Annotated in this window: 11 protein-coding genes; 4 read left to right on the forward strand and 7 right to left on the reverse strand. The window is 45.3% G+C overall.

All coding sequences use genetic code 11. The features are described from left to right. Positions 1-30: 30 nt before the first annotated feature. The gene (locus AB4405_RS02315) at positions 31-465 is read right to left on the reverse strand and encodes a DUF2850 domain-containing protein (protein WP_372059452.1); all 435 of its coding nucleotides are present in this window, start codon (positions 463-465) and stop codon (positions 31-33) included. A gap of 227 nt (positions 466-692) precedes the next feature. Between AB4405_RS02315 and argA the strand changes: the two genes are divergently transcribed. The 3 genes from argA (at position 693) to AB4405_RS02330 (ending at position 3,933) form a co-directional block, all read left to right on the forward strand. Further along, positions 693-2,030, forward strand: a complete 1,338-nt coding sequence (gene argA / locus AB4405_RS02320) for an amino-acid N-acetyltransferase (RefSeq protein ID WP_372059453.1) — start codon at positions 693-695, stop codon at positions 2,028-2,030. Between the two features lie 178 nt (positions 2,031-2,208). Next, on the forward strand, positions 2,209-2,388 hold the full coding sequence (locus AB4405_RS02325; RefSeq protein ID WP_102468762.1) for a hypothetical protein: 180 nt from the start codon (positions 2,209-2,211) through the stop codon (positions 2,386-2,388). A 657-nt stretch (positions 2,389-3,045) separates the two neighbouring features. Further along, positions 3,046-3,933, forward strand: coding sequence for a LysR family transcriptional regulator (locus tag AB4405_RS02330; protein ID WP_372059454.1), 888 nt, complete (start codon positions 3,046-3,048; stop codon positions 3,931-3,933). 150 nt (positions 3,934-4,083) lie between these two features. Here AB4405_RS02330 and AB4405_RS02335 read toward each other — a convergent pair whose 3' ends face one another. The 6 genes from AB4405_RS02335 to AB4405_RS02360 form a co-directional block, all read right to left on the reverse strand. Further along, complete coding sequence (locus tag AB4405_RS02335) at positions 4,084-5,334, reverse strand: DUF1501 domain-containing protein (RefSeq protein ID WP_372059455.1); 1,251 nt, start codon at positions 5,332-5,334, stop codon at positions 4,084-4,086. Between the two features lie 14 nt (positions 5,335-5,348). Then, positions 5,349-14,132: a LamG-like jellyroll fold domain-containing protein gene (locus tag AB4405_RS02340; protein ID WP_372059456.1), complete on the reverse strand. Its 8,784-nt coding sequence runs from the start codon at positions 14,130-14,132 to the stop codon at positions 5,349-5,351. A gap of 360 nt (positions 14,133-14,492) precedes the next feature. Then, a complete protein-coding gene (gene recD / locus AB4405_RS02345) occupies positions 14,493-16,694 on the reverse strand; it encodes an exodeoxyribonuclease V subunit alpha (RefSeq protein WP_372059457.1) in 2,202 nt (733 codons plus the stop codon). Then, positions 16,694-20,317: an exodeoxyribonuclease V subunit beta gene (recB, locus tag AB4405_RS02350; protein WP_372059458.1), complete on the reverse strand. Its 3,624-nt coding sequence runs from the start codon at positions 20,315-20,317 to the stop codon at positions 16,694-16,696. Before recB ends, recD begins: the two co-directional genes overlap by 1 nt. Before the next feature lie 308 nt (positions 20,318-20,625). Further along, positions 20,626-24,069: an exodeoxyribonuclease V subunit gamma gene (gene recC, locus AB4405_RS02355; RefSeq protein WP_372059459.1), complete on the reverse strand. Its 3,444-nt coding sequence runs from the start codon at positions 24,067-24,069 to the stop codon at positions 20,626-20,628. A gap of 87 nt (positions 24,070-24,156) precedes the next feature. Continuing rightward, complete coding sequence (locus AB4405_RS02360) at positions 24,157-25,143, reverse strand: TDT family transporter (RefSeq protein ID WP_372059499.1); 987 nt, start codon at positions 25,141-25,143, stop codon at positions 24,157-24,159. 99 nt (positions 25,144-25,242) lie between these two features. On the opposite strand from AB4405_RS02360, the gene AB4405_RS02365 reads away from it, so the two are divergent. Beyond that, positions 25,243-26,139 carry a LysR family transcriptional regulator gene (locus tag AB4405_RS02365; protein WP_372059460.1) on the forward strand — a complete coding sequence of 299 codons (897 nt, stop codon included), beginning with the start codon at positions 25,243-25,245 and terminating at the stop codon, positions 26,137-26,139. Positions 26,140-26,206 lie beyond the last annotated feature (67 nt).

A 26,206-nucleotide genomic window follows, 5' to 3' on the forward strand; every position in this document is an offset into this window, starting at 1 on the left:
CTCTTTAAAAAATCGCAATAAAACCTAGGGTTAACGAAGGCTTTTTTTGTGTTTTCCTGACAATTCAAACACAGGGTGATAGTGCATCGGCGATAATTGCTGCAGTTGCGTTCGGTTTTGGTTCAGGACTTGGTATTGATGCAGTGTGTCACCGGCATAGAAGGTAACCAAGTTTTGTTGAAACTCAAAGCTTGTCGACACCACCCGGTGATTAATCGTTACCCCTTTCGCGCTCAATTCAAAGGAGTCTTTCACGTAAGCGCTTGCTTCCTTTTCTATCCATACCCCGAACACAGAAGATTTAGGGTTTAAATGCTCGTGATAGCGCTGAGCAAGATCTTGATACAACCCGATAACCGCAATCGTCCCGATCAGTGCCAACCCTATTAATAACCATTCGACCCATTTATTCGCATTCGATATGCGACGTTGATTTGCCACCTCAGACATTGGTGCTTCACTCATGATACGACTCGATTCATCCTGCCTCATTATGCATGAGCCCCCCTATTAAAACGATGACCATTGCCATTATTTAGATCAATTCATCATCAGAAAACACCGTACGTAAAATTCCCCTTGCACTACATTGAATAAAAAGTCATTATTTCCACATAAATAACAATAATATTGCTAATTATCACTAGAATTTATTCAATATTCATTGCATCAAAGTAGAGAAGGTCATTACCGTGAAAATCCGTAGCACTGCCTTAGTAAAGGGATTCAGGCAATCCACCCCTTACGTCAATGCCCATAGAAACAAAACGATGGTCATTACACTCGGTGGTGAAGCTTTTTCGGACAAAAATTTCGGTAATATCATCAGCGATATTGCCTTGCTTCACAGCCTAGGTGTGAAGTTGATTCTTGTGCACGGCGCTCGCCCTCAGATCAATGAACTGCTGGAAAAAAATGATTGCTATTGCCCATACCACAAAGGCACTCGTGTCACTGACGAGCGCTCACTGGGTTACGTAATGCAAGCAACCGGCCGGCTCCAGCTTGATATCACCGCTCGCCTTTCAATGAGCCTAAACAATACCCCGATGGCTGGAACGCAGCTCAATGTCGTCAGTGGTAATTTTGTCATTGCCCAACCACTTGGCGTCGACGATGGCGTTGATTTTTGTCACAGTGGCAAGGTTCGCCGTATTGATATCGATGGCATAAACCGAGTCCTTAACCAAGGCTCCATTGTATTATTAGGACCAGTGGCGGGCTCTGTGACTGGCGAAACCTTCAACCTACTCTCTGAAGAAGTGGCGACCAAGGTCGCGATAAAATTAAATGCCGACAAGCTTATTGGGTTTTGTTCAGAGCAAGGCGTATTGGATAATAATGGCAATGCATTAGCTGAATTATTCCCAACGGAAGTCGACCGCATAATCACCGAACTGGAAATCAACGAAGCGCATTACCCAGAACGAAGCAGCGGTACATTACGCTTCCTGCGAGCAGCAAAAGCGGCGTGCCATGCAGGCGTACCGCGTTGTCATCTCATTAGTTACAAATTAGACGGTGCTCTGATTCAAGAGCTGTTTTCTCTCGATGGCATCGGCACACAAATAGTGAAAGCGAGTGCCGAACAAGTGCGGCAAGCAGAAATCGATGATATTGGTGGAATATTCGATCTTATTCGTCCTTTAGAAGAACAAGGGGTACTCGTTAGACGCTCAAGAGAACAACTTGAGCAAGAGATTCATCAGTTTACCATTATAGAGAAAGATGGCCTCATCATTGGCTGCGCCGCTCTCTACCCATATAGCGAAGACAGAATGGCTGAAATGGCATGTGTCGCCATTCATACTGACTATCGCGATGGCAATCGCGGGTTGTTATTGCTTAATCACATGAAACAACAGTCTAAATCGAAAGGCATCGAGCAAATCTTTGTCCTCACTACACACAGCCTTCACTGGTTTAGAGAACAAGGATTCCATGAGATCGGTGTAGAATCACTACCAATGAGTAAGCAAGATTTTTACAATTTTCAACGTAAATCCAAGATCTTATCCATCCCAATTTAGTGACCTACATTATATAAAACCGATTGCTATTAATTAATTGCATAAATTATTTTACAACGCGCCAATAACTGTCTAAAATTCGCACAAATTACAGAGTGTTTTGTGATGTAAATCCCAATAAGTTGGGAAAACGCAGGGATAGCTACGTGTGCCACGACTGCCGTTGAGAGCAATATTTATGCGTACTGTTATTTGTAATTCTGTCCAAAGCTTTTGGGATATGGCTGAAAACCACTTTCTTGAAGGCTTAAATGTTCATTGTGTGTTCCCCGCATCTGACAAGATTCAGTCACTGATGGGGCACTACCAAGAGCAATATAAGATCAATAAAATCACTTTTTCTGAAGTGTTTAACTGATCTTATCCTCCTCAAAACTAACACCTCTCGACCAGGGACGGTCTTGCTATTGAGGCATTTAGCGCCCACTAGGTTCGATATCCTTTTTTTATTCCAACCCATGCTCATAAAACTCTCGCTATACCGATATCTAATACAGGCAATCTTTCACATACAGACTATATTCCCACCCTTGGTAAAATAACTTTCAAATATACCCAACAAGTAAACCATAGATATTGAATATAAGTATCCTAATTTACGCTTATAATACATGAGCAATAAACTTGGCAATAAACTTGGCAATAAATCACATTTTTAAAACCATGCATTAAATTAACTATTTAAACACAACAAACAGATTAAAATAATTTAAATTAATTTTTTATAGATTTAAATACTGAAATAATCACACAAAAAGAAATTATTGAGTAGTTACCCAAACGATAAGCAATAATTAAAGTCATGCCTTTATCATTAAAAAACAAAGCCTTAAAAATACACCCCATCAAAAAACAATATCATCCTCATTAAGCAGCATGTAAATATGTAACCACATTAAAGCATCATATTATACACTCCACTCATCACACCGCGTATGTAACAAATCATTAATGACGTCCTATTAATTGTTATATGTTGAACATTGAATCAAGTGCCAATAGAAGTGACTTAAAGATGACGATTCAAATAGATAACATTTATTCATTTATCGCCGCTGCCGAAAATGGGTCATTTAGTGCTGCTGGAAGGAAGCTCAATAAGACTCAAGCTGCGATCAGCCTTTCAATACAGAATTTAGAAGCAGATTTAGGGTATGCTTTATTCGACCGCAGTAGGAGGTACCCTGTATTGACAGAGAAGGGGAAATTCCTTTTGAAAGGCGCTCGGATGATGATATCTCAATACAACAATTTTGTTGAACAATCTCGAAATATATTCAGCACTAATCCATCACATATCTCCATTGGTATTGATCCACTCATTTTCGCACCTGAGGTCATTGATGTTTTAAGTGATTTCTCAAAATTATTTCCAACCGTTCGAATAAATTTAGTGCAACAATCTAGTGCGAACTTGCATGAAAAAATTGAACAAGACGAGATTGACATGGCTATTGGATTATTTAATGTGTCTGACCGGACAACGTTGAACTGTGTCTTGGGTTACTATGTCAATTTTAGTTGGGTCGCTTCACCTCGATATTACGACCAAAACGTCTCCAACATGCTGTCCTACGAAGAGTTTTGCAACATGAGAATTCTTGTTGTTGACGGCATAAAAAACGTCATTAATCGTGATGTTTGTGATGCATTCCAAACCTGGGAAATTCAAGACTCACTCACAGCATTATCGCTATGCAAAAATGGCGTTGGTTTAGCCTGCCTACCTGACTTTATCGTTGTCGGTGATATCGCATCTCAGCAATTGATGAAGATCCCTTTAGCCTTCGACAAATTAAATAAATCCTATTGCAGAACATCTACACTGTTGAAAAAGACGTTAGGTAAATCTCCATCTTTAAACTGGTTACAATACAGGATCTCAAACATCGATCGATTATAGCCATCAAGTCATGGACGAAGGCGTTAATTTACCCTCAAATGAATAGATAATGATTGATGATCTTGCCACATAGTGACGTCCTTACTTTCGGATTTTAAAAAGCCAAACCGCCACTACCTGATGATCGTGGCGGTTTGGCGCACGCTTAAATTAAATACTGATAGGGTTCGCAACACCTAATGCATATTTAATCCCCTGCTCAGTTTGGGCTAAGCCTAGTTTTTCTCTGACTAATTGATGTACATGTTCAGGCGTCAAATGCTCCCCTTCGGCATCCTCTTTTAGCGTATTCATATCCATTTTATTTGCGTAGTGACCATCTGTTGTCGTTCCTATCACTTGGTTTCCTAAGCCCCAAGTTTTATTCATGACCAAATAACTATTGATTGGCCAATGATCTTTGCCCGCACTCCCGTTATAAGCTGGGGTTCTAGAAAAATCAGAACCGACTAGAACCGTGAGACGGTCAGCAATGCCGCCCGCTTCAGCGACTTGCCAAATATAATCAACATGTCGCGTCAAACGATCTAAGCTATCTATCTGGCCGGCGTCATTGTTAAAATGAGTATCAAACCCATAACACGCAATATCGGCACTGGATGTATAGCCAGAGCAAAGTCCAGCCATCATAAAGGTGAACGTTTGATCCACCCCATCAGGCACCGTTTCTTTTAATGTCTGATGGTATTCAGCGAGTTTGTATAAATACTGATTTTGTTCACTCGTGCTCTTAAACCTTTTTAAACGAGCATTATCACCCGCGAGCAAGTTGGCATTGTTAACCAACCTTTCTGTTGACAATTTATGCGCATTTTCAAGTAGTTGCTCTTCCGTTTCGATATAAATTGAACTGGTTGCTCCGCCTTTATGGTTATACGGGTAAGCCGCTTTAGCAATTAAATCATCAGAATTGCCAGACAAGTTGAACCCAGACACTAAGTCCTTGGTATTTTTATACTCTGACGAAGTCATAAAGGGGATTGCGAGTTCTGCGTTCGCATTACTGGCATTGAGTGCGCCGAGTGTTGGATGCGTACGAGATATCTTTCCTGATACTGAGTAAATGACACCTGACGTGTGATTAACCGTATTCATATTGACACCATTAATCACGAGCGTTTTATCATGGTGTTTATCAAAGAAACTTTTATTACCCCCTACTGGTGCGTAATACAAGTTCCCGGCCTTTCCAACCGCACTGTCCTTAGACCAATTGGTGATGACAGGTTGACCATCAACATTTACTTTTGGGTCACAGAAGTAGGTCACATCCCATCCACCTTGGGCATTCACGTAAATAAAGTACTGGTCAGATTCGGCACTTTGTCCAAACGATAACGCAGGAAAAGTCGTCGCTGTCGCGCCTATACCTAGCATTTTTAGAAAATTTCTTCGTTCCATAATTCTTCTCCTAATTACTCATGCCCGAACCTAAAGTCCATCAGGAAGTATGACAACATCGCTTGCCACGTATTGAGCGTGTTGTACGTATCACTAAGTTCAATATTCGCATTAGGATCAGCGCTCATATAAGCACAACGACCATAGCTATCTAACGATCTACCATCTGCTTCCAACGTACGATTATCGAGTAGTTGTGCAAACAATTCATAAGCTTTAAGTACTTCTTCACTCTCCACCGATGTGTTCTCACCCCATAATGTGTTGATCAGCTCAGATAGCTTTGCCTGTACCTTATCTTTACTATCACCTACCGCTAATCGAGTATCCTGCTGTTTCCACGTCACATTGATGCCAACATCTAGTTGGTTTTTAGGCGTACTTTCAATAATGGCGGTGTAATTACCACTGCTAGGAATATCAATATTAATGTTGATAAATCGAGTATTGTTATTACTCCACGTTGAAATCGACTCACCATCACTATGTTCTGTGAAATTATGAGTGATGACACCGCGTTGTACTAACTCTTGTAACGTCCCTTCTAGTACAACATCGTCGTTTTCATTTTTGATCCATAGATACCGACCAATAAACCCACCTTCAGTAAACTTGAGTCTGATTGAATTGACTCCTTTTCCTGCAAATGACCGAACCTCTGTATTCACTGGGGAGTCTGATGCGCTAATGATGACATCCGTCTTTGAATACAACCCTGGTACATCGCTCTCCGATATACCGTTGAATAAGCGCTTATTCTGAGCTTTAAATTCATTCACGATAATGCTGCACGACGACGTTACGGCTTGTGATTTCATCAAACCATAAGCAATCGCGGATACATCACGCTGTCGAGTTTTCGTAGAAATTGAATCAATACCTCCGAGATTGACGCGATAGCTGGTGTCATTAAATAGATGCTCACCCACCCCCCAATCTCCATCTTCGTTATATGAATAGCCAGTCACACTCTCGAATTTGTTGACCAGCTCTTCTGGCGTGAGCGCTCGGTAACGTTCCAATCCAGAGATTGAGCCCTCTGTTGTCGATTCTGCTCGGAAGTATTCATGCATAATCATGTCCACCAAGAGAAGCTTCAGGTTCATATTTGACGCCACGAAATTATCAGCGAGGTCTTCTACGATCCTTTGCTCATACTCATAAATAGCCAGTTCATCTTGATACTCTAACGAGTCAGGATCGGGGGCTTTTCGCAAGTTTCGGCTAAACAGAGCCGGCCACCAAAAGTTCACCGTACCAGTGGCAAATCTTCGGTCCTGAACTAAACGCTCACCAAGCCATTTAATTGGCACCTCGCCATCTGGGAGGTTTACACCATAATAACCAGCTGGACGGATGTCTCTGTACCACGTTTCATTGTCATCAAAAATGTATTCTGCTCGATAACTTCCGATGAGTGAGTTTTTGCCTCCCACATATTTATATTGGCCTTCATGTCCATAGTCTTGGAAGCCGGCTGCAATAGGATCCATGGTGATATGACAGTTCGCACAAGCTGGGTTATTCATCGTTGGGTTATCATCATCAATGACATCGTCGGTTGAAATCGTCCGAGCTAAATTGGTTTCAATCTCATAATTGAGGAATATTTTCATCGTATTGTTAGCACGTGTACGATGAAAGTTGGTATCGGTGTTGGGGTACGTCCACAAGTATCCAAACGTAGAGAGCACACCAGAATGCGGCCGATCGACACTAATGTCATTTTCGGACCATACCCGTTCTCTGCTATCCCCATAATAATTGGGCAACCTACCGTCTGAGGACACGTGATAATTCGTGTCTTTAACGGGCACAAATGTCCCTTCTTCAACATTGATATCAGCAAAGTGTTTCGCTGTTGACGCAGAACCCATTGTGTAATCGGCGGTTAAAACCTCACTATACGGTTTATCTTTAGAAACAATGTCCCAAATAAGTTCGAGTGGTGCTTCTATTAATTCCCTGGAGAATTTAATTCCATCTTGATAAGTCACGTCCGACCCTTCAGTAGAAATTAAGTTGTATGACTCAGGGTAGTGCCAATAGTAATAGTCGTTCGTGTAATCTTGCCGGCGATAATCATTAATACCGAGCAACGATCTTGTGTGCAGATTGTCGTTAGCAGTGCGTATAACAAACGCTTTAAACTGCTCACTACTGTCCGTCAGTTTTGTGACTTCCTCTCTAAGCTTTTCTTCGCTCCAGCTTCTGGCATCTAACATCTCACTTTGAGTCGGTACTTCCCCCTGCAGCAGCAGCTTCGCTTTTCTGTAGGTTTGGTCTCTGCTCTCTAAGTGGAATAAGCTGGTCTCTTCTGGTTCAGTTTCAATCGGCTTATTAAACGCTTTATATAAAACCGCACGTAGAATTTGCCACTGATTACTTGATTCAGGAAAAACCGTGGCACCGCCATGATTGACTTTACCTGCAGGCTTGGCGAGGACAGTCACAATATCACTGTCATAATCTCGGACATAATCCATTAAACGATCGGCATTTTTTTGGACCGTCAGATCATCATCACCGTGTTCAAATTTCAGTTGACTGAGATCCGCCGCACCACCATCGGTATGACATGCCACACACCTTGCTTGGATTAATCTTTCGTTAACGTCAGCAAATGTGGCGGTATTCGGGTCAATATCGACCATGACCGGCAATGTACTGAGCAAAGGATCCAGTGGATAACCATCGTAAGCATCAAGTACACCATCATTGTCGTCATCATTGTCGGCGTTGTTACCAATCCCATCACCGTCAGTATCTAAGGTTTCACTGGCGTCGGTAGGCGCCCAATCCAAACTGTCCACGACACCATCGTTGTCGTCATCCAGATCTCGGCTATCTTCTATGCCATCATTATCACTATCAAGGCCCAGCGTGTTATCTTTCGAGGACAAATCGTCAATATCGAGCACGCCATCACCGTCGTTATCACCTCGCAGTGCAGACACTTGACTGGCTGTGAGTGCAGCGTCAAACAACTTGAGCTCATCAATACCTTTATTAGGGTTACCAATAAAGAGTCGACCGTCTAGGCTCCACTTATCGACGCTATGTACGAACGTTGATATCGACTTACCATCTACGTAAAGATGGAATGTTCCTTGATCGTAAACTAACGCGATATGAGCCCAGCCATCTAAGCCATCAATCACCTGACTCTTATGTATCTCAACATTATTATCAAAGACCGATATTGAGCTATCTTGATTCGGCACCAGACAGAACCACGTACAGCGGTTGAGGCCGAGGTAACTGCCTGCATCAATATAAGAAAAGTTCATCCAGTAGCTAAAGGTAAAACTCTCTAAGAACGTCGTTAAATTAAATGTCAGTCCGTTAGCGAATAATGTACGAGCTTTATAGCTATATGCGCCGTCGCCAACGGCTCCTGGAACGGGTTCAAAATACTGATTGGCATACAGGTTAGGTGCAGAATTTCTACTCTGGTATACCCAGTAGTTCCCTTCATTTGGTGAATCTGGATTGACACTGCGGCTTTCCGCTTCAAAACCGTAATCGAAGATGAGCGTATTATTAGTCACAGCGTTATCAAGTGGTGATTCATCCAACAAGTCCGGGGTTCCGTCATTGTCATCATCCCAGTCTCTTGAATCCGCAATACCGTCACCATCACTATCCGGATCGGCTTGTAGCTCAAACATAATCGTATGAGTTGGAGCTTGTTCGCTTAACGTCGCTTGGTAGCCCGCTGGAATAGCGCGAACGCCAGTCTTTGTCACGACTTCAATTCGATAATATTGCAATGGTAGATCAATAATCGACGTTTCATCACCAGCAGTAACAACGACTTCTTTCTCAACATTATCGCCAAGTATACGAACCGTTACTTGTTCATTATTTGATGCATTCAAAGCGAGTGAAATAATACCTGGTTCAACGACCTCCTCAGTTTTATTTCCCCATACGTCATACCACAAGTAACTGGCGACCTTCTGACGACATAGATCATCACACGCCATCGTAAACATCGTATCCACTTTACTTTTCAATTGAGTCAATGAACGATCTGACCATCGATCCGCGACAGCCTGATCGCCAATCAGGTCGGGTCCCACACCCTGTCCATTATGGCAATCTGCGCATTTTTCTTGGTATAACGACGCACCGGTCGTGCTGTCACCGCTCATGGTCCATGTCGCGTTTACATTAGGTTCGCGCCCCGTAACACTCAAACGTTGGCTCGATGGCACGGGTGAATACGCCCCAACCTGAGAGACGACCAATTCATACTCTCCTAACGCTAAGTCATCCAGTACTAACGTACTGTTCCACGCCATATTTTGGTTTGACTGGTAATTTTCTCCCGTTATCGTCACTGATTGTTGGTCGTTGACGACATCAAAACTCGGTGATGTTGGCGTCCTTAAGGTGACACTCCCTGAGTCTACCGTCACTTCATAGTAATCCACTCCCCACGCGATCGCTTTGTTGTCACTGTTCAGTGACTGACTTTCAGGGGCGTCTAATTCAGACAGCCAATCTGTGAAGTCCAAGGCTTTTAGCGTGTAATCACCATGTATTGCACCCTGTATGACTAGTGGTTGACCACCAAAACGCAGCGTGATGTTTCGCTCATAGCCCAACGGATCCGTTAGACGAACACGCACACGCTCGTTCACTAAGTCGTTACTTGGCGCGTCAGGCGGCGTAATGGTTACGGTAGTGTCCAGCAATGCAGCTTCATTTGATTTAATATGAACCAAGCTATCCATGGCATCATCTGACATCAACATACTGCCATCAGCCAGCGTCAAAAACGCGACAGGGCGGCCATTACATGAACCATCAAAACAGATATAGCTGCCACCAAATGTCTTCATAAATGGAATGGCGTCTATCTGATAATCAATCTCGCCTTGCGCGTTCATTCCTACCAGTTGAACATGAATGCCTTCATGCTCTGGCGTGCCGTTACCATGCTCGGCAATCCACAACTGTTGGGCACCAAAACTTGCTGGCAATAGGTTATTGAACTCAATGCCTAGTGGCGCTGAATGACCGGCAATACTCAATGCTGGCGCTTGGTAATTTTCGACGCGAATATCCGATAAAGGAATATTGAGCCCTTCACCATTGTCTTCTTCGTCTTGAGAAACACCAAGCTGCCCATAACCATAAACGTAAGGCGCGCCAAAGTGTTGACCTTCTTCTGTCACGTGGTTGAGCTCATCGACCACGCCTTGAAACTCTGAACCCAGTCCCGTCGCTTGACGGCTATTGTCACTGAACCACAAGTTTTGGGTATCGGGATGGAAATCAAAGCCGACGGTATTACGAATACCTTTCGCCGCAATAGTGTATTCCCCCGTGTTTAAGTCGTATTTTAAGATGGTACCAAAGCGTTCATCTTCAATACTGCACGCGTTACACGGCTGACCAACCGGGATATAAATACTGTTGTCGTTAGGGTTGGGACCGAAACGGATAAACTTCCACTGATGGTGAATTTGCCCAGCTTGTGATCGATCAGAGGTATCCAGCTCACTCCCTGGCAAGGTCAACAACGTTTCGGTAGTTGGGAAAGCGGTATAATGTGCATCCACATCGTTGACACGATATAAGCCATCTACATCAGCAATGTATAACGCCCCATCTCGATACGCTAAGCCGCTCGGCATGTTCAACCCATCGGCTACCACAACCGGGTGACCCACTTCCATGGTAGCGGCGTTGAAGGGCATGCCATAGACTTTGTCTTCTGTTCGCGTTGCGGCGTAAAGTACCTCGTCACCTAACGCCAACTGGCGAATATTGCCCAAGCCTGTTTTTAGCACGTCAATGCTCAACCCCGGTAAGGCACGCTGGTTAACATATGAGACATCAGGGGTTGGGCGATATCGTAGAGACAGCGCCTCCGGTACCGTGTCAGCATCACTTAAATCCACGATAACTGGCGTACGGAATGCTTGTAATCCTTGAACAGAGGGCGCATAAACGCTGTATTTTTGCGCGGGAAGCGTGGTGTTTTTCAGCTCACCAAATTGCACATTTAACGGATAACTTTCCTCGCCATGAGTAAAGATAATCTGCGCTGTTAATGGCACGCCAATATCATCGACATTGACCGTTAACGTCACACTTTCAGAGTGGTTAGGATCCGTAGGGTATGCATCATTGTCATCCAACACCCCATCACCATCATCATCCGTATCGGCGTTGTTACCAATGCCATTGCCATCGGTGTCGGTGTCTTCAGTGGGATCAAGCGGGAAGGCATCAGTGCTGTCTGGTGCGCCATCATTGTCATCATCGGTGTCGGCATTATTACCTAACCCATCGTTATCGCTGTCTTGCCACTCATGGACATCCTCCGGAAACGCATCGACAATATCAATGTGCCCATCATTGTCCGTATCAGGCGCAGCGCTATTGGCGTAGACAGAGGCAATTTGAGCAGCGCTAAGTGCATGACCATCAAGGCGCCATTCATCGAGCTGCACTCGTCCAATACTATAAAACTGAGTCAGTGAAGCACTACTATCACCGAGAACCAACTGACTGACATCGTAGCGCGGTAAAAAGACACGCTGTTCATCGACAACTTGTTCGCCATCAATATAAACCTTGAGGTCTCCCACCCGGTACAACGTATGGTTTTCTACCGTTGCAAAAGTGATGGTTAAGAACCCGTTGCTATCCGTGCCTTCTTGTATATCCCACCGGCTTCGTTCAATCTCGTTATTTTGATCATCTTTCACTACGCTACGAAGTCGTAATACGCCTGACTGCGTTTTTTCTAGTAATAAAAACCCACGCTCTGCCTGACTTAATGCCATAAGACTAAGCGTACCTTCTGCTACATCAGCTTGGTTGATTTGGACACTTAAAGAGAAATCGCTTAATGCTGGGCCAGCTTTCCACACGAGTTTCTGAGTGTGATCACCCGCAAATTGTAAACCATAACCAGTACGCATTATCGGCTGATCAAAGTCCCCCAATTGCTTGACGTCTTCTCTTGCATAGCTTGAACTGTCTATTGTTAGATCATGGTCATCTTCAAACATTAACTTCAACAGTGGCGATAACTCAGGGGCATGTTCTGCTATTTCTATATTTGCAAAACGAAAGCTGCCATGTTTCGCAGTAACGGTTAGTGTTTGCTCTCCAGTGGGAAGATATACGGTTGGTATCGTAAACGGCTGGAAGTTTCTCGCTCCCCCAGATTGAAAATCTAAGGTCGTATTTCGCTGCCCTTCGACTTGCAGTTCCAGTGCAGAGGTACCTTCACTACCCAGAGAAAATGTGACGTCATAGTAACCGGCTTGAGCCACGTCAATCGTGTACCTTAACCATTCTCCTTCATTCATTCGACTAATATGCAAGCCAGCGGTAGCATCATTCTCAATATCAATACCGTCTGCGCCTCGATAGTTACTTTCTCCCTCGTCATTGTCTTGACCTTCGGTATAGTCCACGGCATGAATCATCGACGGCACTTGAACGACAGCAACAACCGAACGCAGTTCGTCGTAAGGGTAAGCATCATCCGCGTTGACAACACCATCATTATCCTTATCAGCATCAAACTCATCACGAAGCCCATCATGATCGTAATCAACCGAACTATGTAATCGGCGCTCAATACTGTAGTTATCTGAACCGTTATTGGTCACTGTTTGTACCAATTGAATCTCACCTATTTGAATCAGGTTTACGGTTTCCGACGTGTGACTTTGTTCTGAATCATCGGTGGTATCTTCGGTCAGTCTATACTCCCAATCTCCCATTTGTTTCCAGGCTTCTTTTAAAGAAAATGTGTTCATGGAGACGGGCATATTCACATCAAGAATCGCTAATGTGGCATCCTCATTCACCGATAACGCCAGTACACCCAACTCTTCATCTGTATCGCCACCGGTTCCATTTGCGCTTGGATAGAATAACGCGCTCCAGAATCCAGAGAAGTCCAGCTGTTTAATGCGAGCAAATAGGCTGCGTTCATCATGTTGAGTTTGCGGTTGAGTAACCACGGCAGGAAGGTGGTGCCAATTCATACCTAATTGGCTGGCCTCAGAAAATAACCATTGCTGCCAGAAATCACTCGACGTGCGGTTTAAGCGAGCGGCCAGTAGCTGCATTGACTCAGACTGATATTCTTGCGCCTCTATAATCAAGTAATCGATATTCGCGTGAAAGTTATCCATTCCTGGCCAAGGCTTAACGCGCAACTCCCAATTACCTGCCGCATCTTGGCGTCGTTCAACCACACCTGAGTCATTCACGTTCGGCTCTGTTGTTACCTCAACATCACCGCTACTGACTTGATATGCTGACGTTAGTAAAATAGGCATCGAATATTGTAGAGTCGGGTAAAGTGTCTGCCACTGATCGGTTAATTCAAAAGTACCTAATTCGATTCTTTCTATTGCAGTATTGGGATTTTGCAATGGTAAGTCTTGCTGATTTGAAACGTGAGATAACGTGACTTTCCCTTCTACTACCCTTAATTCAAGCTCCTCGATTGAGCCATTTACGCTAATAGCATAATCACGAGTATCACCATCCACTTTAAGCGAAGCAATACGCTCACTATCAGCAAAAACATCCGCATAAGCAGCGTCTATTTCATTTTTATTTTCAAGTTCAAAAATATACACATTACCCAACTCAATATTGGGCTCGTGGATATAATAGCTTTGTTCTTCATCCAACAATTGAGGTTGTAATAACGAATAACTCTCATTATTCGCTTGAGCAACAGAAGCAAACACACTGAAAATAGCGAATAAAGTAATCCCTTGTGGCACCACTGCCATTTTATTCATCATTTTATATTCCCTATACCTTTAATTCTTATAAAAATAAATCGATATAGTAAAGTAATATAAAAAATAACAAGCAATAGTCAAAAAACAGAAGGTACAATATATTTTACTTATAGGTATCAAAAATTAAATTAATATGTGAGTCGGAAAAATGACGTTTGAAACAGTCAAAAATATGACCCTGTGATTATTTTCGATAAGCTATGCCAACATTTTAAAATTAAACATTGTCATTTAATAAAAATCATGCGCGCCATATAATATGTAAATATTGAAAGGGAGGGCTTATATACCTCCATCGCTATTTCATCTAATTAAAATACGTTGCTCAACCTTTTAAATTGAACAACGTATCACTACTTATTAACGCGCTAACTGCTGCGCCAAACCACTATGCCTCACCGTTTTACTGCGGATAGTTTTGTGAACAACAGCAGGATCAGCGATCATTGTCAGGGTCTTTTTGGCGCGGGTAATACCGGTATAGATCAATTCTTTAGTCAGCAATGGCGAAAAATCACCTGGTAGAATCAAAAAAGTATGAGCAAATTCGCTGCCTTGAGACTTATGGATGGTCATAGCATAGGCCGTGTCATGGTCCGGAACTCGGCTCGGCAACACCGATTTAATACTGCCATCTGGCAATTCAAAAAACACCTTTAGCTTATCGACATCGCCTGTGTAATCCACCATACATAAACCGATATCGCCATTGTATAAGCCTAGGTTGTGATCGTTACGTGTCACCATGATAGGACGGCCGGCATACCACTGAACCTCACTATTCGCGATCATTGCTCGTTGATTTAATCGTTGTTCAATTCTCTGATTTAGGCCAACCACACCAAAGTCGCCTTCTCGAACCGCGCATAACAACCGATGATGAGCAAAAGTCGTCAATGCTAACTTTGCCGTTTTTCGTTGCCATTCGGCTAAAATTTCGTTTGTATTTCGGTCTTCACCAGTAGGCTCTAGCTTAATAACATCTAAATACGGTTTGTACGCATTCACCATACTTTTCAACAAACCTTGGTAAGCATTACCACTCAAATGATGCCATTGAATATCAGTAAATCCTTTTTCCCACACCTGATCAAAACCACGAATATCACTGGCATTAATGGCCTTCGCCAACTGGCCAATTCCGGAGCGCGCATCAAAGCGATAGCTTTTTTGCAGGACACACAAGCCATCTGCAACCGCGCTGCTTTGAGTCGATTTTTTGTTTGGTAGCACTCGTTGACAGTCAAACTGCGTCAGTTGCTTAATGGTGTCATTTTGCGCTGGACTGTACCCCTGAGAGGAAAACTCACAGATATCAGACAACACCGCTCCAGCCTCGACGGAGGCGAGCTGATCTTTGTCACCAAGAAGTATAAGGCGAGCATGTGGCGGCAACGCATCTAATAATCGATGCATCATCGGCAGATCCACCATCGATGCTTCATCAAGCACCAAAACATCAAGGTGCAACGGATTGTCTCGATTATGTCTGAATTCCACTCGGTTCGGAATCGCACCCAACAAGCGATGAATTGTGCTCGACTCGGTTGGAATTTGCTCCATGGTTTTAGGGTCAATCGCGAGGCTCGTCACCGCTTTACCAATCGACTCCGTTAAACGAGCCGCGGCTTTTCCCGTCGGTGCCACCAGCTTTATCACTGGCCCCTGCTTATCTGAACGCGATTGATGCAGCAAGGCGGCCAATAACTTGGTCACTGTGGTGGTTTTTCCGGTTCCCGGACCACCCGATATCACGGAGAAGCGACGTGTAAGCGCTACCGCCGCCGCTACTTTTTGCCAATTCAAACAAAGCGGCAGTGGAATCAAAGCGCTCAGAATATCAAGATCACTTACCTGGTTTGCCGCAAGCAGAACTCGATCCACCCCACTCCAATCGATAGCGTCAGGCAGCACCACATCTAATGCATCGCAAACGAGCTGTTGCCGTGTCACTTGAGTATTTTTGTCATTAGACAAAGCTTGTATTGACGCAAATAAATAGTGGTACTCACGAGCAAACAATCGATCTAACAGCTCAGCCGATTTCGATGGGTCTTCAATCGTAATTGGTGTTGCCATGGCATTGAGACGCTCAGCGATGGTTTGTTCATACCGGTAATAACGGTGCAAGTACAAACGCCCTCTTTGCCAAACCAGCGGAGTCGGCGAATCACCATTAGCGCTACTGGCGTTAAGACCATTAATATTAATCCTTTCTATGCTATTCGCACCGCTCAATACCGCCAACCAATCGACTTGGCTTACCACGCGGTCAATCTGCTGCGCCGCATCGCCATAGACCCCAAGTACACTCGCACTTGGTTGCAAGTTTGCGCCACCGCTGAGTGATGGTTGATGAGCTTCATTAGGGTCTAGATTCAAGCAAATATGCCCTTGGCCGAGTTGCGCACTTGTCAAAGCGGCTAGCCACATGACCTCAGCTTGATAACGTGACTCCAATGACGCGACAAACTTAGAAAACTGACGATCTAAAGGGCGTAATATTTTCTTTTCTGTTAAGAATTCAATGATCTCTGGTAATGACTGAAACCGATCCGACATTATTGTCCCTTCCCTTGTTGCTCACCTGAGTGCTCATGATGTGTAGTCTCACCGGAAATCAGCGCATCGAGCGCCTCAATCAATGCCTTTTGAGGCTTTTGGCTAAAAATACCCGAGGTTGAACCAGGCTCAATACCCCGTAGAAATAAGTAATACACCCCACCGATATGCTGGTCATAGTCATAATCGTTAATGCGTGTTTTAAGGAAGCGATGCAGCGCAAGGGCGTAGATTTGATATTGAAGATCATAACGATGATCGATCATCGCGTGATTCAGTTGAGCCTGCTGGTAATACTCCACCGAATCCCCAAGGTAATTCGATTTCCAATCAAGGACATAGTATTGGCCTTCATGTTCGAAAACCAAGTCAATGAAGCCTTTTAACATGCCGCTTACCGTATAAAAACCGAGGTCTTGAGCCTGCGCGGATAGATCATCGTAACGCTGTACGACACGATTAAGCGAGACAGCATCCAGAACCTCAATCGGCAATAAAAACTCCATTTCAACCAAACGTTGTGAGGGCGATTTGTCTCTTAAAAACATCGATGCGCCGTCAAGAGGCGTATCAAGAACGCGATCCACTAAATCATGAATAACAGGCAGCCATTGTGGCTCATATTGTTCTTTATCTAATAAGTGTTCAATCACCTCGCGGTTATGCTCAGATCTCACCGGGTCGGTAAACTCAATCTCTTCAAAGACGGTATGGAGGAACGTCCCTGGACGCGCACCTTTGGGAAAATGATAAATCGTTTTCTCCGGTTCAAGCAAAGACACAGTTTCCTCTTCTTGAGAAGAGTCGATATCAATGCCCGCCGATTCAATGAACACCTCGCGGTCGGAATGCTGATGCCCTTGCTTCACTAGGTTTGAATAGCTCGTCATTCTCCAGTTTCGGTCGATACCAGAGGCGAGCGTTTTAACACTGAGTGACGGCAGTTCCGTTTCTTTAGCTCGATAGAGTTCGTCATCAACACACGGCGGTGACACGACTTGGATCGCCGATTGCTTGCCTTCAAGTTGCCCTAGCGCTGAGGCCAGTTCGTTCACACCCAGCTCTTGTGCTTGTTGCACTAAATACCCTATAGCACTGTGGTGCACACCCGTCGGTTCCTTGGTTGAGCGACCATTACGCAGCGGAGCAATACCAATAAAACACCCATAGACAGCACGGGTCAATGCCACGTAGATAAGGCGCAAATCTTCTGCTAGCCGCTCTTTATCTGCTTGCGCCAATGCCGATTTTGACTGACTAAGGTCAATCACCGGAGATTGCAGGGCGTCATCGTAATATTTGGCCTCTGAGGCCTCGCGATAGCCAGTCACAAACGGCAGGTACACGAGATCATATTCCAACCCTTTCGACTTATGGATCGTGATAATTTGCACAAGGTTGCGTTCAGATTCTAAACGTTGAATGTGCTCGTCACTCCCCCCCAACCCTTGCTGCGCATCGTCAATAGATTGACCAAACCAACGTAACAGGGCGCTATCGCTCTCAAGATCTTGTCGTTCATTTTGCAGCAGCTCACCAAGATGAAGGTAATCCGTCAGTAAGCGCTCGCCGCCAGCCTCCGTCAATAACCGGCTCGCAATCTCACGCTTAAACAGTACCGCTCGCAGCATCGGCAATACCCCACGGGTCTGCCATAAGTGGCGGTACTCTTGAAACTCTGCCATCACCTTTTCCCACACGCTCTCTTCGTAGTTAAGATCATTGAGGTAGGAAGCCGATAACGCAAAAAGCTCACTGGCTAGTGCCGCTTTTAAGGCCCGTTCATCGCCTAAGGACCATACGGCTTGGAGTAGACGCAACAAATCAATGGCAACTGGACTGGCAAATACACTATCTCGATTAGAAAGGTAAACACTGGCAATACCGCGATCAGCCAGTGCTTGCTTAATAAGCTGACCTTCGGTTCCCGTTCTTACCAATACCGCCATGTTTCCGGCTTGAATCGCAGATTGCTTGTCCCCATCCACTAACACGGATGCATTATGTTGAGAGCCTGTCAGCACCTGTTTAATGTGTTGAGCCGTCGACGCCGCCATTGCGGTGACATATTCACCTTTTGGTAACGGCTTCTCGGCTTCTTGCAGCCAAAATTCGATGGCACTTTGTGGCTCGTCATTCAAACGCCAGTGACGAAGGTGGGCTTTAGGGTTCGCGTTGACCGCAAAGAAGGGAATATCGTCATCATACACAAACGGCGACTGCGCATGCTCAAATAGGGTGTTAACACTCTGAACCATGCTCTCACTTGAGCGCCAGTTCGTCCCCAACGTGTAGTGCTTCGTTACCTGATTTCTTGCCTTGATGTAGGTAAAGATATCGGCACCACGAAAGCCATAAATGGCTTGTTTAGGGTCACCAATCATGAACCAACCACACTGTGCGTATTCAAGGTAGACGCGACTAAAAATATGGTATTGCAGCGGGTCGGTATCTTGGAATTCATCGATCATCGCCACAGGAAACTGCTGACGTATTTTCTCTGCCAGTAAATCGCCCGATTCAAACTCAAGGGCAGCAGATAAATGCGTCAGTAGATCATCAAACGACAACCATTGCTTGCTCTCTTTAGCTTCAATCAGTCGTTGGCGACACTGGGTGATCGCCAACGCCAATAATGGTGTTTTAAGCTCCGGAGGTGACGCAAGCAGGGTTTCTATCGCAAGGAAAACCTCATGAGCTGGCGCGGTACCTTTTGGTGTTTTTTCATTCAATATCGCTTGAGAAAATTTTTCTAGTGGTTCTGGTAAATAGTAATCTTTTGTCTCGGCTTGCGACCATTGTGTCACCGCGCTAATCCAGATAGGCAGTGACTTTTTGGTATAACTGCGCTTGTTGACATCCGACTGACTGATGCAAGCTTCAATATCATCCGCTGCCGCGCTCCATTGAGCTTTTAGTGCTTGAATCGCGTTAAGGTTATCTTGATGTAACGCCGCCAAGTCAGTTGCACTGGCATGACGAGTAAAGGCGACAGCCGGCCCTGTCATATAACGAGAAATGTCTTTCAGCAAAGCGCTAGGGGTTGCCCACAGCTTTCTCACCTCACTTGCCAGCTCCAAACCAAGTGGATAAAACTGGCTGCGCCAAAAGTCTGCCACCACTTGTGCTTTTAATCGGCTTTCATCCGTAATGAATTCGTTGTTAAAACGAGCGCCCGATTCAAAGGCATTCTGGGTTAGCATGCGCTGGCAAAAACCATGAATGGTATACACCGCCGCTTCATCCATCTGCCTTTCCGCTTGTAATAGCGTCGTAACCGCAAAGCGATGGTCTTTAATATCCGCCAGTAACGGAGCAATCACAGGATCATCACTGTGGCCTCGCGCAAAGGCAATTCGGGCCTGATGAATCCGTGCACGGATACGGTCTCGCAGTTCTGCAGTGGCTGCTTCGGTAAAGGTCACCACCAGTATTTGGTCAACGGTAAGTGGATGCTGATGGCGAGAGGCGTCATCACCATGCCCAAGCAACAAACGTAAATAGAGGCCAGCAATAGTAAAGGTTTTCCCTGTACCCGCCGAAGCCTCGATCAGCCTCGCCCCGTGCAAGGGAAAACTCATTGTATCAAGTGCGATTGGTGCCTGAATATTCTTGTCTGACATGATGTGTGAACTCAACTTTGTGATCCAGTACTTAAAATTTAATTAAAACAATAAATTACGAGGTTAAAGCCATAATCCGTGCGATCCCATTCACGGAATCAATATTAGATAGGCACTACTATCATGCCTAACGAATTACGGTCCCTCTGACCCTGTGGCCGACCAGCGTACTCCCTACATATACTAATAATGCTGGCGGTCACTCCCCCCTATTTGCCGATGGGCGCTGTGGTTTAAAAGAACCCATCGCTCATGCCCACTCTCTCGATTTACTTTCTCTATCAGGCTATTAGCACTCATGATCGGCGTCAATCGTCGGCGTTTGTGGTCGCGGGAACCATTGAATAAAAGTCTTCGGCACTTTGGCTCATGGTTCGTGGCGCCTGTAAGACGCGCGCCGCCAATTGCTTGCTTTCTTGCGCCATGTTGTCGTCCCATTGTGGCCAGACTCTCGAGATATAAGGGTTTCCCCCCTCTCCAATCATCATGTAACCCCCGAGGAACTTGGCTTCCATTTTACTCAGCATTTTTTCGTCATCGGGTTTCCATGCGCCGCGGCTAAAGTTGGCCTCAATGCCTGCCATGGCCGTTTCAGGAAAGTACGCCAAGGGTTGATCGAGCCCTTCCACAAACAAAGACAACAGCTCTTTCAGATGCCCTGCGGCAAACTCCGCGTCCAACGCGGGTAAAACGCGATGCACAACGCCTTCTTTTTTGTCGTATGCCAGCATATGAGTGGCCTTAGTACTGCCTGTTACCGCGAGTAGTAAATGGTCAATCCACGCACTGAGATAATCATTGACACGCAGCCGCCCACTTCGGTATCGAACTAAACCCGACGAATACTGCCCGGTAATCCAGCCTTGCAGGCGAATGCGGTAGTGCCCCAAATCTACTCGTTGATTCACCTCACAATCATCCACCGCAGAGGTCGTCAACGCAGCCACAGCTTGCGCCAGCTCTTGCGTCTGCATCATGTTGCCCGCCAGTTCTAAATCACCGAAATGCCGCACAGGTAAGAAGCCTTGCGCTTTTTGCTGTTGTTGAAAGTCCGACATGGCCGACTCAGACAACTGACCACCATTTTTAACCAGTGTCGACAGCAACTCATTTCGCAGGCCAAAACTTTCTAGCCCATTGAGTGCGAAGGGTTCGTCTTCTTCGACCATAAAATGCTGCTGGTCAAATGAAACCTGCAGCCTACGATTAAATAAATACTGCACCGGCAAGCGCCAGAATCGCTGTAACTCGGTTAGGTCCAGCTCAACCACTTCGCCTAACGCTCGGTCAATCGGCGGTAGCACAAAATGCGTTGCCGAAGATTGCACCGTTTGTTCTTGCGAGCTCTGTCGCGCGGTGGGTAGCCACTCGGCCGCATAGCTCTGCTTATCGCTATTGGCATCAAAGTGCGAAGGGCTAAATGGCACCATTGGGTATTCTTGTGTTAGGCGCTGATTGAGACGCTGACCAGAATCATCCACATTCATATCCCCATCATCCGGCAAGCGATAATTTTGCTGACAGTACTCCATCAACTCAGACACTAGTACCGATGGCACTCGTTCAGTGTTGTCTTGGATAGAGCGTCCAACATAGCTGATGTAAAGGGATTGCTGCGCAGAAAGCAGCGCCTCGAGGAACAGATAACGGTCATCATCTCGTCGAGAGCGGTCCCCTGCCCGAGTACGCCCTGTCATGAGATCAAAACTCTCCGGCGGGACGCTTCGCGGATAGACGCCATCATTCATTCCCAGCAAACACACCACCTTAAACGGAATCGATCGCATCGGCATTAGGGTGCAAAAATTCACCTGCCCGGCAAGAAAGCGCTGACTAACACGTGAGCCCGACAGTTTATTGATAAAATACTGCCTGACGATCTTAGGGGATAAATGCTCGTCGAAACACGCATCTTGCAACTGTTCTTGCAGCCCTGAAATGGTATCTCGTATCGACTTAATCACGACTTCGCCTTCAAGTTCAACCTTGAAGAAATCATCCACCAGCTGATTAATCACCGTACGCCACTGCTCAATGTTAGTGGCCATGCTCAAGCGTTGCCTATAGCCTGCTATGGTATCGATAAACTGCGCTAATTTACCGGCCGTTTCTGCGCGCATACCTTGGGTCTGCTCATAAGGTGCTATCACATCGTCATCCACGCAAAGCAATCCGGACTCTTCACTGATTGCATAGCCTGCTAACATTCTTGATATGCCAAACATCCATGAATTCTGGCCAAACTCCGGCAAATCAAATTCGTGGGCGGTGTCCTCATCAATCCCCCAGCGAACCTGAGCTTCATCAACCCAAAGCTTGATCATGGCGTATTCTTGCTCATCGAGATCAAAACGCGCCAGTATGGCCGGTACATCAAGGAGCTCTAACAGCTCGCTAGAGGTACAACGCAACTCAGGCAGCGCCAAAAGCTGATTGAAGGCATTGAGTAGTGGGCTTTCTTTGTCTGCGGTTCGGTCTGATATGGAGAAAGGAATATAGCGCTCACCTGCGGCGTTACCAAATACCGCTTGAATCGAAGGGCTGTAAGCGTTGATATCCGCCACCATCACAATGATATCCCTTGGTTTGAGCTGGGGATCATTGTCAAACATGGTGAGTAGATTATCGTAAAGGGCTTCGACCTCACGCATCGCGCTATGACAGACGTGCAGCGTTAACGAGCGATCATCGTTGGCAATAACGGGTTTATGTTTGGACGTCAATATTATCGTGTCATTTTGATGCTCTTTAAAGTCTAAAATATCAGCTTGAATATGATGCAATAACGAATTCCTATCGATATCGACAAAAGGTTTAATTTCATTCGACTCAAGTTGAGAAAGCAAATAAAGGTTGTCTCGGCCTAACTTGCCCATTGAAGCTAGTAAGCTGTTTCCAGTATCACTCACATGAAGATCATCATGACTCAATTGTGGGTGCTGATAGCTATTGGCAGTTAATTTGGCTAAGTATTTACGATCTCGAGCATCACCCCAATAAATACGACAAGGGTTAGTAAACATCATATGTACATCAATATGTTGCCCAAGTGCATTTAACGCATCCAAATAACGCGGAGGCAATGAGGAAATACCAAACACAAACAATCGCTTTGGCAAACCCGCAAGCCGAGCATCCAATTGCTCACCACGACTGTGCGCCAAGGTGTCGATAAAATGCTCATACAAGTTGGCACGATGGTAAGGCGATTGGCCTAAAGCCAGTGTATGGTCATACAAAGACTGCCAAAGTTTTGGCTGCCAAGGCTGCTCATCTTCCAAGTCAGGAACCGACTGCCCTGATTCCCACGCGGCAATCCATTCCGGCCGATACACCAAATAACCATCATAGATATCGGCTATTTTTTCGGCGAGCTGGTATCGCTTCGATGCGTCGTCATCGTGTTCCAGATACTGGGCAAGAGGAGCGAAATCTTCATCATCAAGGTGATGCGGCAATAGGTGCATGATCTTCCATGTCATCGCTTCTTTATTAAAAGCACTGCGCTGAGGAACATCATCAAGCACTTGAGTAAAGCGCTCCCAAATAAAAGTGGCGGGTAAAGGAAAATCGGTGTTCGCCGCAATCCCAAACTCTTGCGCCATAGCAATGTTGAGCCATTGTGACATGCCTGGGCTTTGTACCAGAATTTGTTCTTTTTCGAAGGGGTTGGCTAGCGGGTCGATCTTAATAAGCTGCACCAACAGAGATTTGAGTACATCTATTTGATTTGAGTGATAAACGGTGAACACGTTGCCGCGCCTTTTGCAGATAATCCTTGTGTAAGATTATCACATAATTTCGTGGCAACGCATGATGGTATGTGTGTATTCAAGTTCCTAAGCACAAACCTTTGTCGTTTGTGGTCGAGTTTGTGGTCGATAAGCCAACATATAACGCAGCGCAACGTAGCTAACAACAATACTTGCGATAACCAATTCAATATTTGCTAAGACCATCACTTGATTGACCGCATCCTGCGCCACCCCTACATTGACCATCCATGCTGCCAATTTAAACAAAGCGGTAGCGCCAATCACCAACGGGAAAGTAAAGGCCGCATAACCCGGGCTAAATGGTAGGCGTATCAGTTTAATAAAGGCGAGATAAATCACCATCGTCATCAACACAGCAATACCAAACAACAAGGCGACAAGGACTGGCGATGGGTTTGAGACAACGGTTAGATACCCTGCTAATGACAAGCTCGCAGGCGCGGCCAATATTGCTAATGTTGGTTTGGCAGCGTCAGGCACTTCACCGGCAAAAATTAAGCGATAAACCATACAAGGCAGCATAACAGCGTAGATAGCAATACCAAAATACAACACCGCATCCGCCACTGGCGCTAACGCTGGCGTACCCGAAAATGCAACATCTGCGACCACAATACCAATAGGGGGTACAAACCAGCTTGGCACCATATGATGCAGTTTAAAGTCTCGGCTACGGTGATAGATAAAGCTCACTAGGAACACGACATGCAATGCGACCGCACCTAACCAGATACTGTCACCCAGTACAGGGTAGAAGTGGCCAACTGAGTTGGACACGACCATGGTTCCCATCGCAAACGTTGGTACAACACTGCCCACAACCGGATGAGCAAGATCTTGTCTTAGCAAGTGACTATGAAAAAGAAACTTATACGCCAACAACACAAGCAGTAGACCGGCAATGGCCGCACCCGTCCATTGCGCCATGTGATTAAAATCGCCCGCATTTTCCCAACTCCATCCAAGGCTTGCGATCCCTAACGCCAGCCCTGCCATTGGGGTTGGTGCATTTTTCACTTGATGGTGAGTTCGTTTTGCTAGTGCAATCATAACCATGCCTGCTCGTTTTATTAAGTTGCGCTCATGATAAATCTAGTTTACGTTTAGGTATATCTATTTGTTTTCAACAGCCGTTCATAAAAACTTAACATGAATACTAATATTTCACTGAAACAGCTCAAGGTATTTGTTGCGGTTACTCAGCACCAGACCTTAACCGCCGCCTCTGACACCCTGTTCTTATCAAAAGCAGCGGTCAGTATGTCTTTGAGTGAACTGGAAAAACAGATCGGTCATGCGCTATTTGATCGTGTTAACAACCGGCTAGTGATCAATCAAGAAGGGCAAAAATTGCTGCCCCTCGCTGATGAATTATTGAGCCGAAGTAAGGATATTGAATCCCTTTTTTCTGAGGAACAAAGTTTTCGTGGTCAGCTGCGCATCGGCGCCAGTGACACGATTGGTAATCAAGTCGCCCCCTATTTATTGAGCGAATATCGACAAACGTTCCAACACAAAGCGCAGCAACTTTTCATATCAAATAGCGCCCTGATCTGCCAGAAATTAGTCGACTACGAACTGGATATTGGCTTAATTGAAGGCAAGACACTGCATCCTGAATTAGAAAGCACCCCCTTTAGTGAAGATGAGATGTGTATCGTAGCCAGCGTTTCGCATCCACTCACTCACGCTGGGGTAATTGACCTCTCTATGCTCGAAAACAGCGAATGGATACTGAGAGAACCCGGGTCAGGCACTCGTGAGTTTTTCTTAAGAACGGTGGCACCGCGTATTGAGGTATGGCATGAAGCATTTCAACTCAATACCACCGAAGCCATTCTCAATTGTGTATCGTCTGGTTTAGGGTTAGCGTGTATCTCAAAACTCGCTGCACAAACGGCGATTCAAGACGGACGAATCTGTGAGCTCCCCGTCTCTTTGGATATGAAACGACGCTTTTGGTTACTGTTCCACAAAGAAAAATATCAAAGCCCATTACTACGATCGTTCATCACGTTTTGCCAACAGTGGGACAATACAAAATAATCCATGGTTCCTGTCTGTGGCACGGCTTCACACCAACAACCAGCCACAGAGAATAGTAATTAGGCAA

This window comes from Vibrio sp. 10N.261.51.F12, from assembly GCF_041471725.1.
Lineage (GTDB): Bacteria > Pseudomonadota > Gammaproteobacteria > Enterobacterales > Vibrionaceae > Vibrio.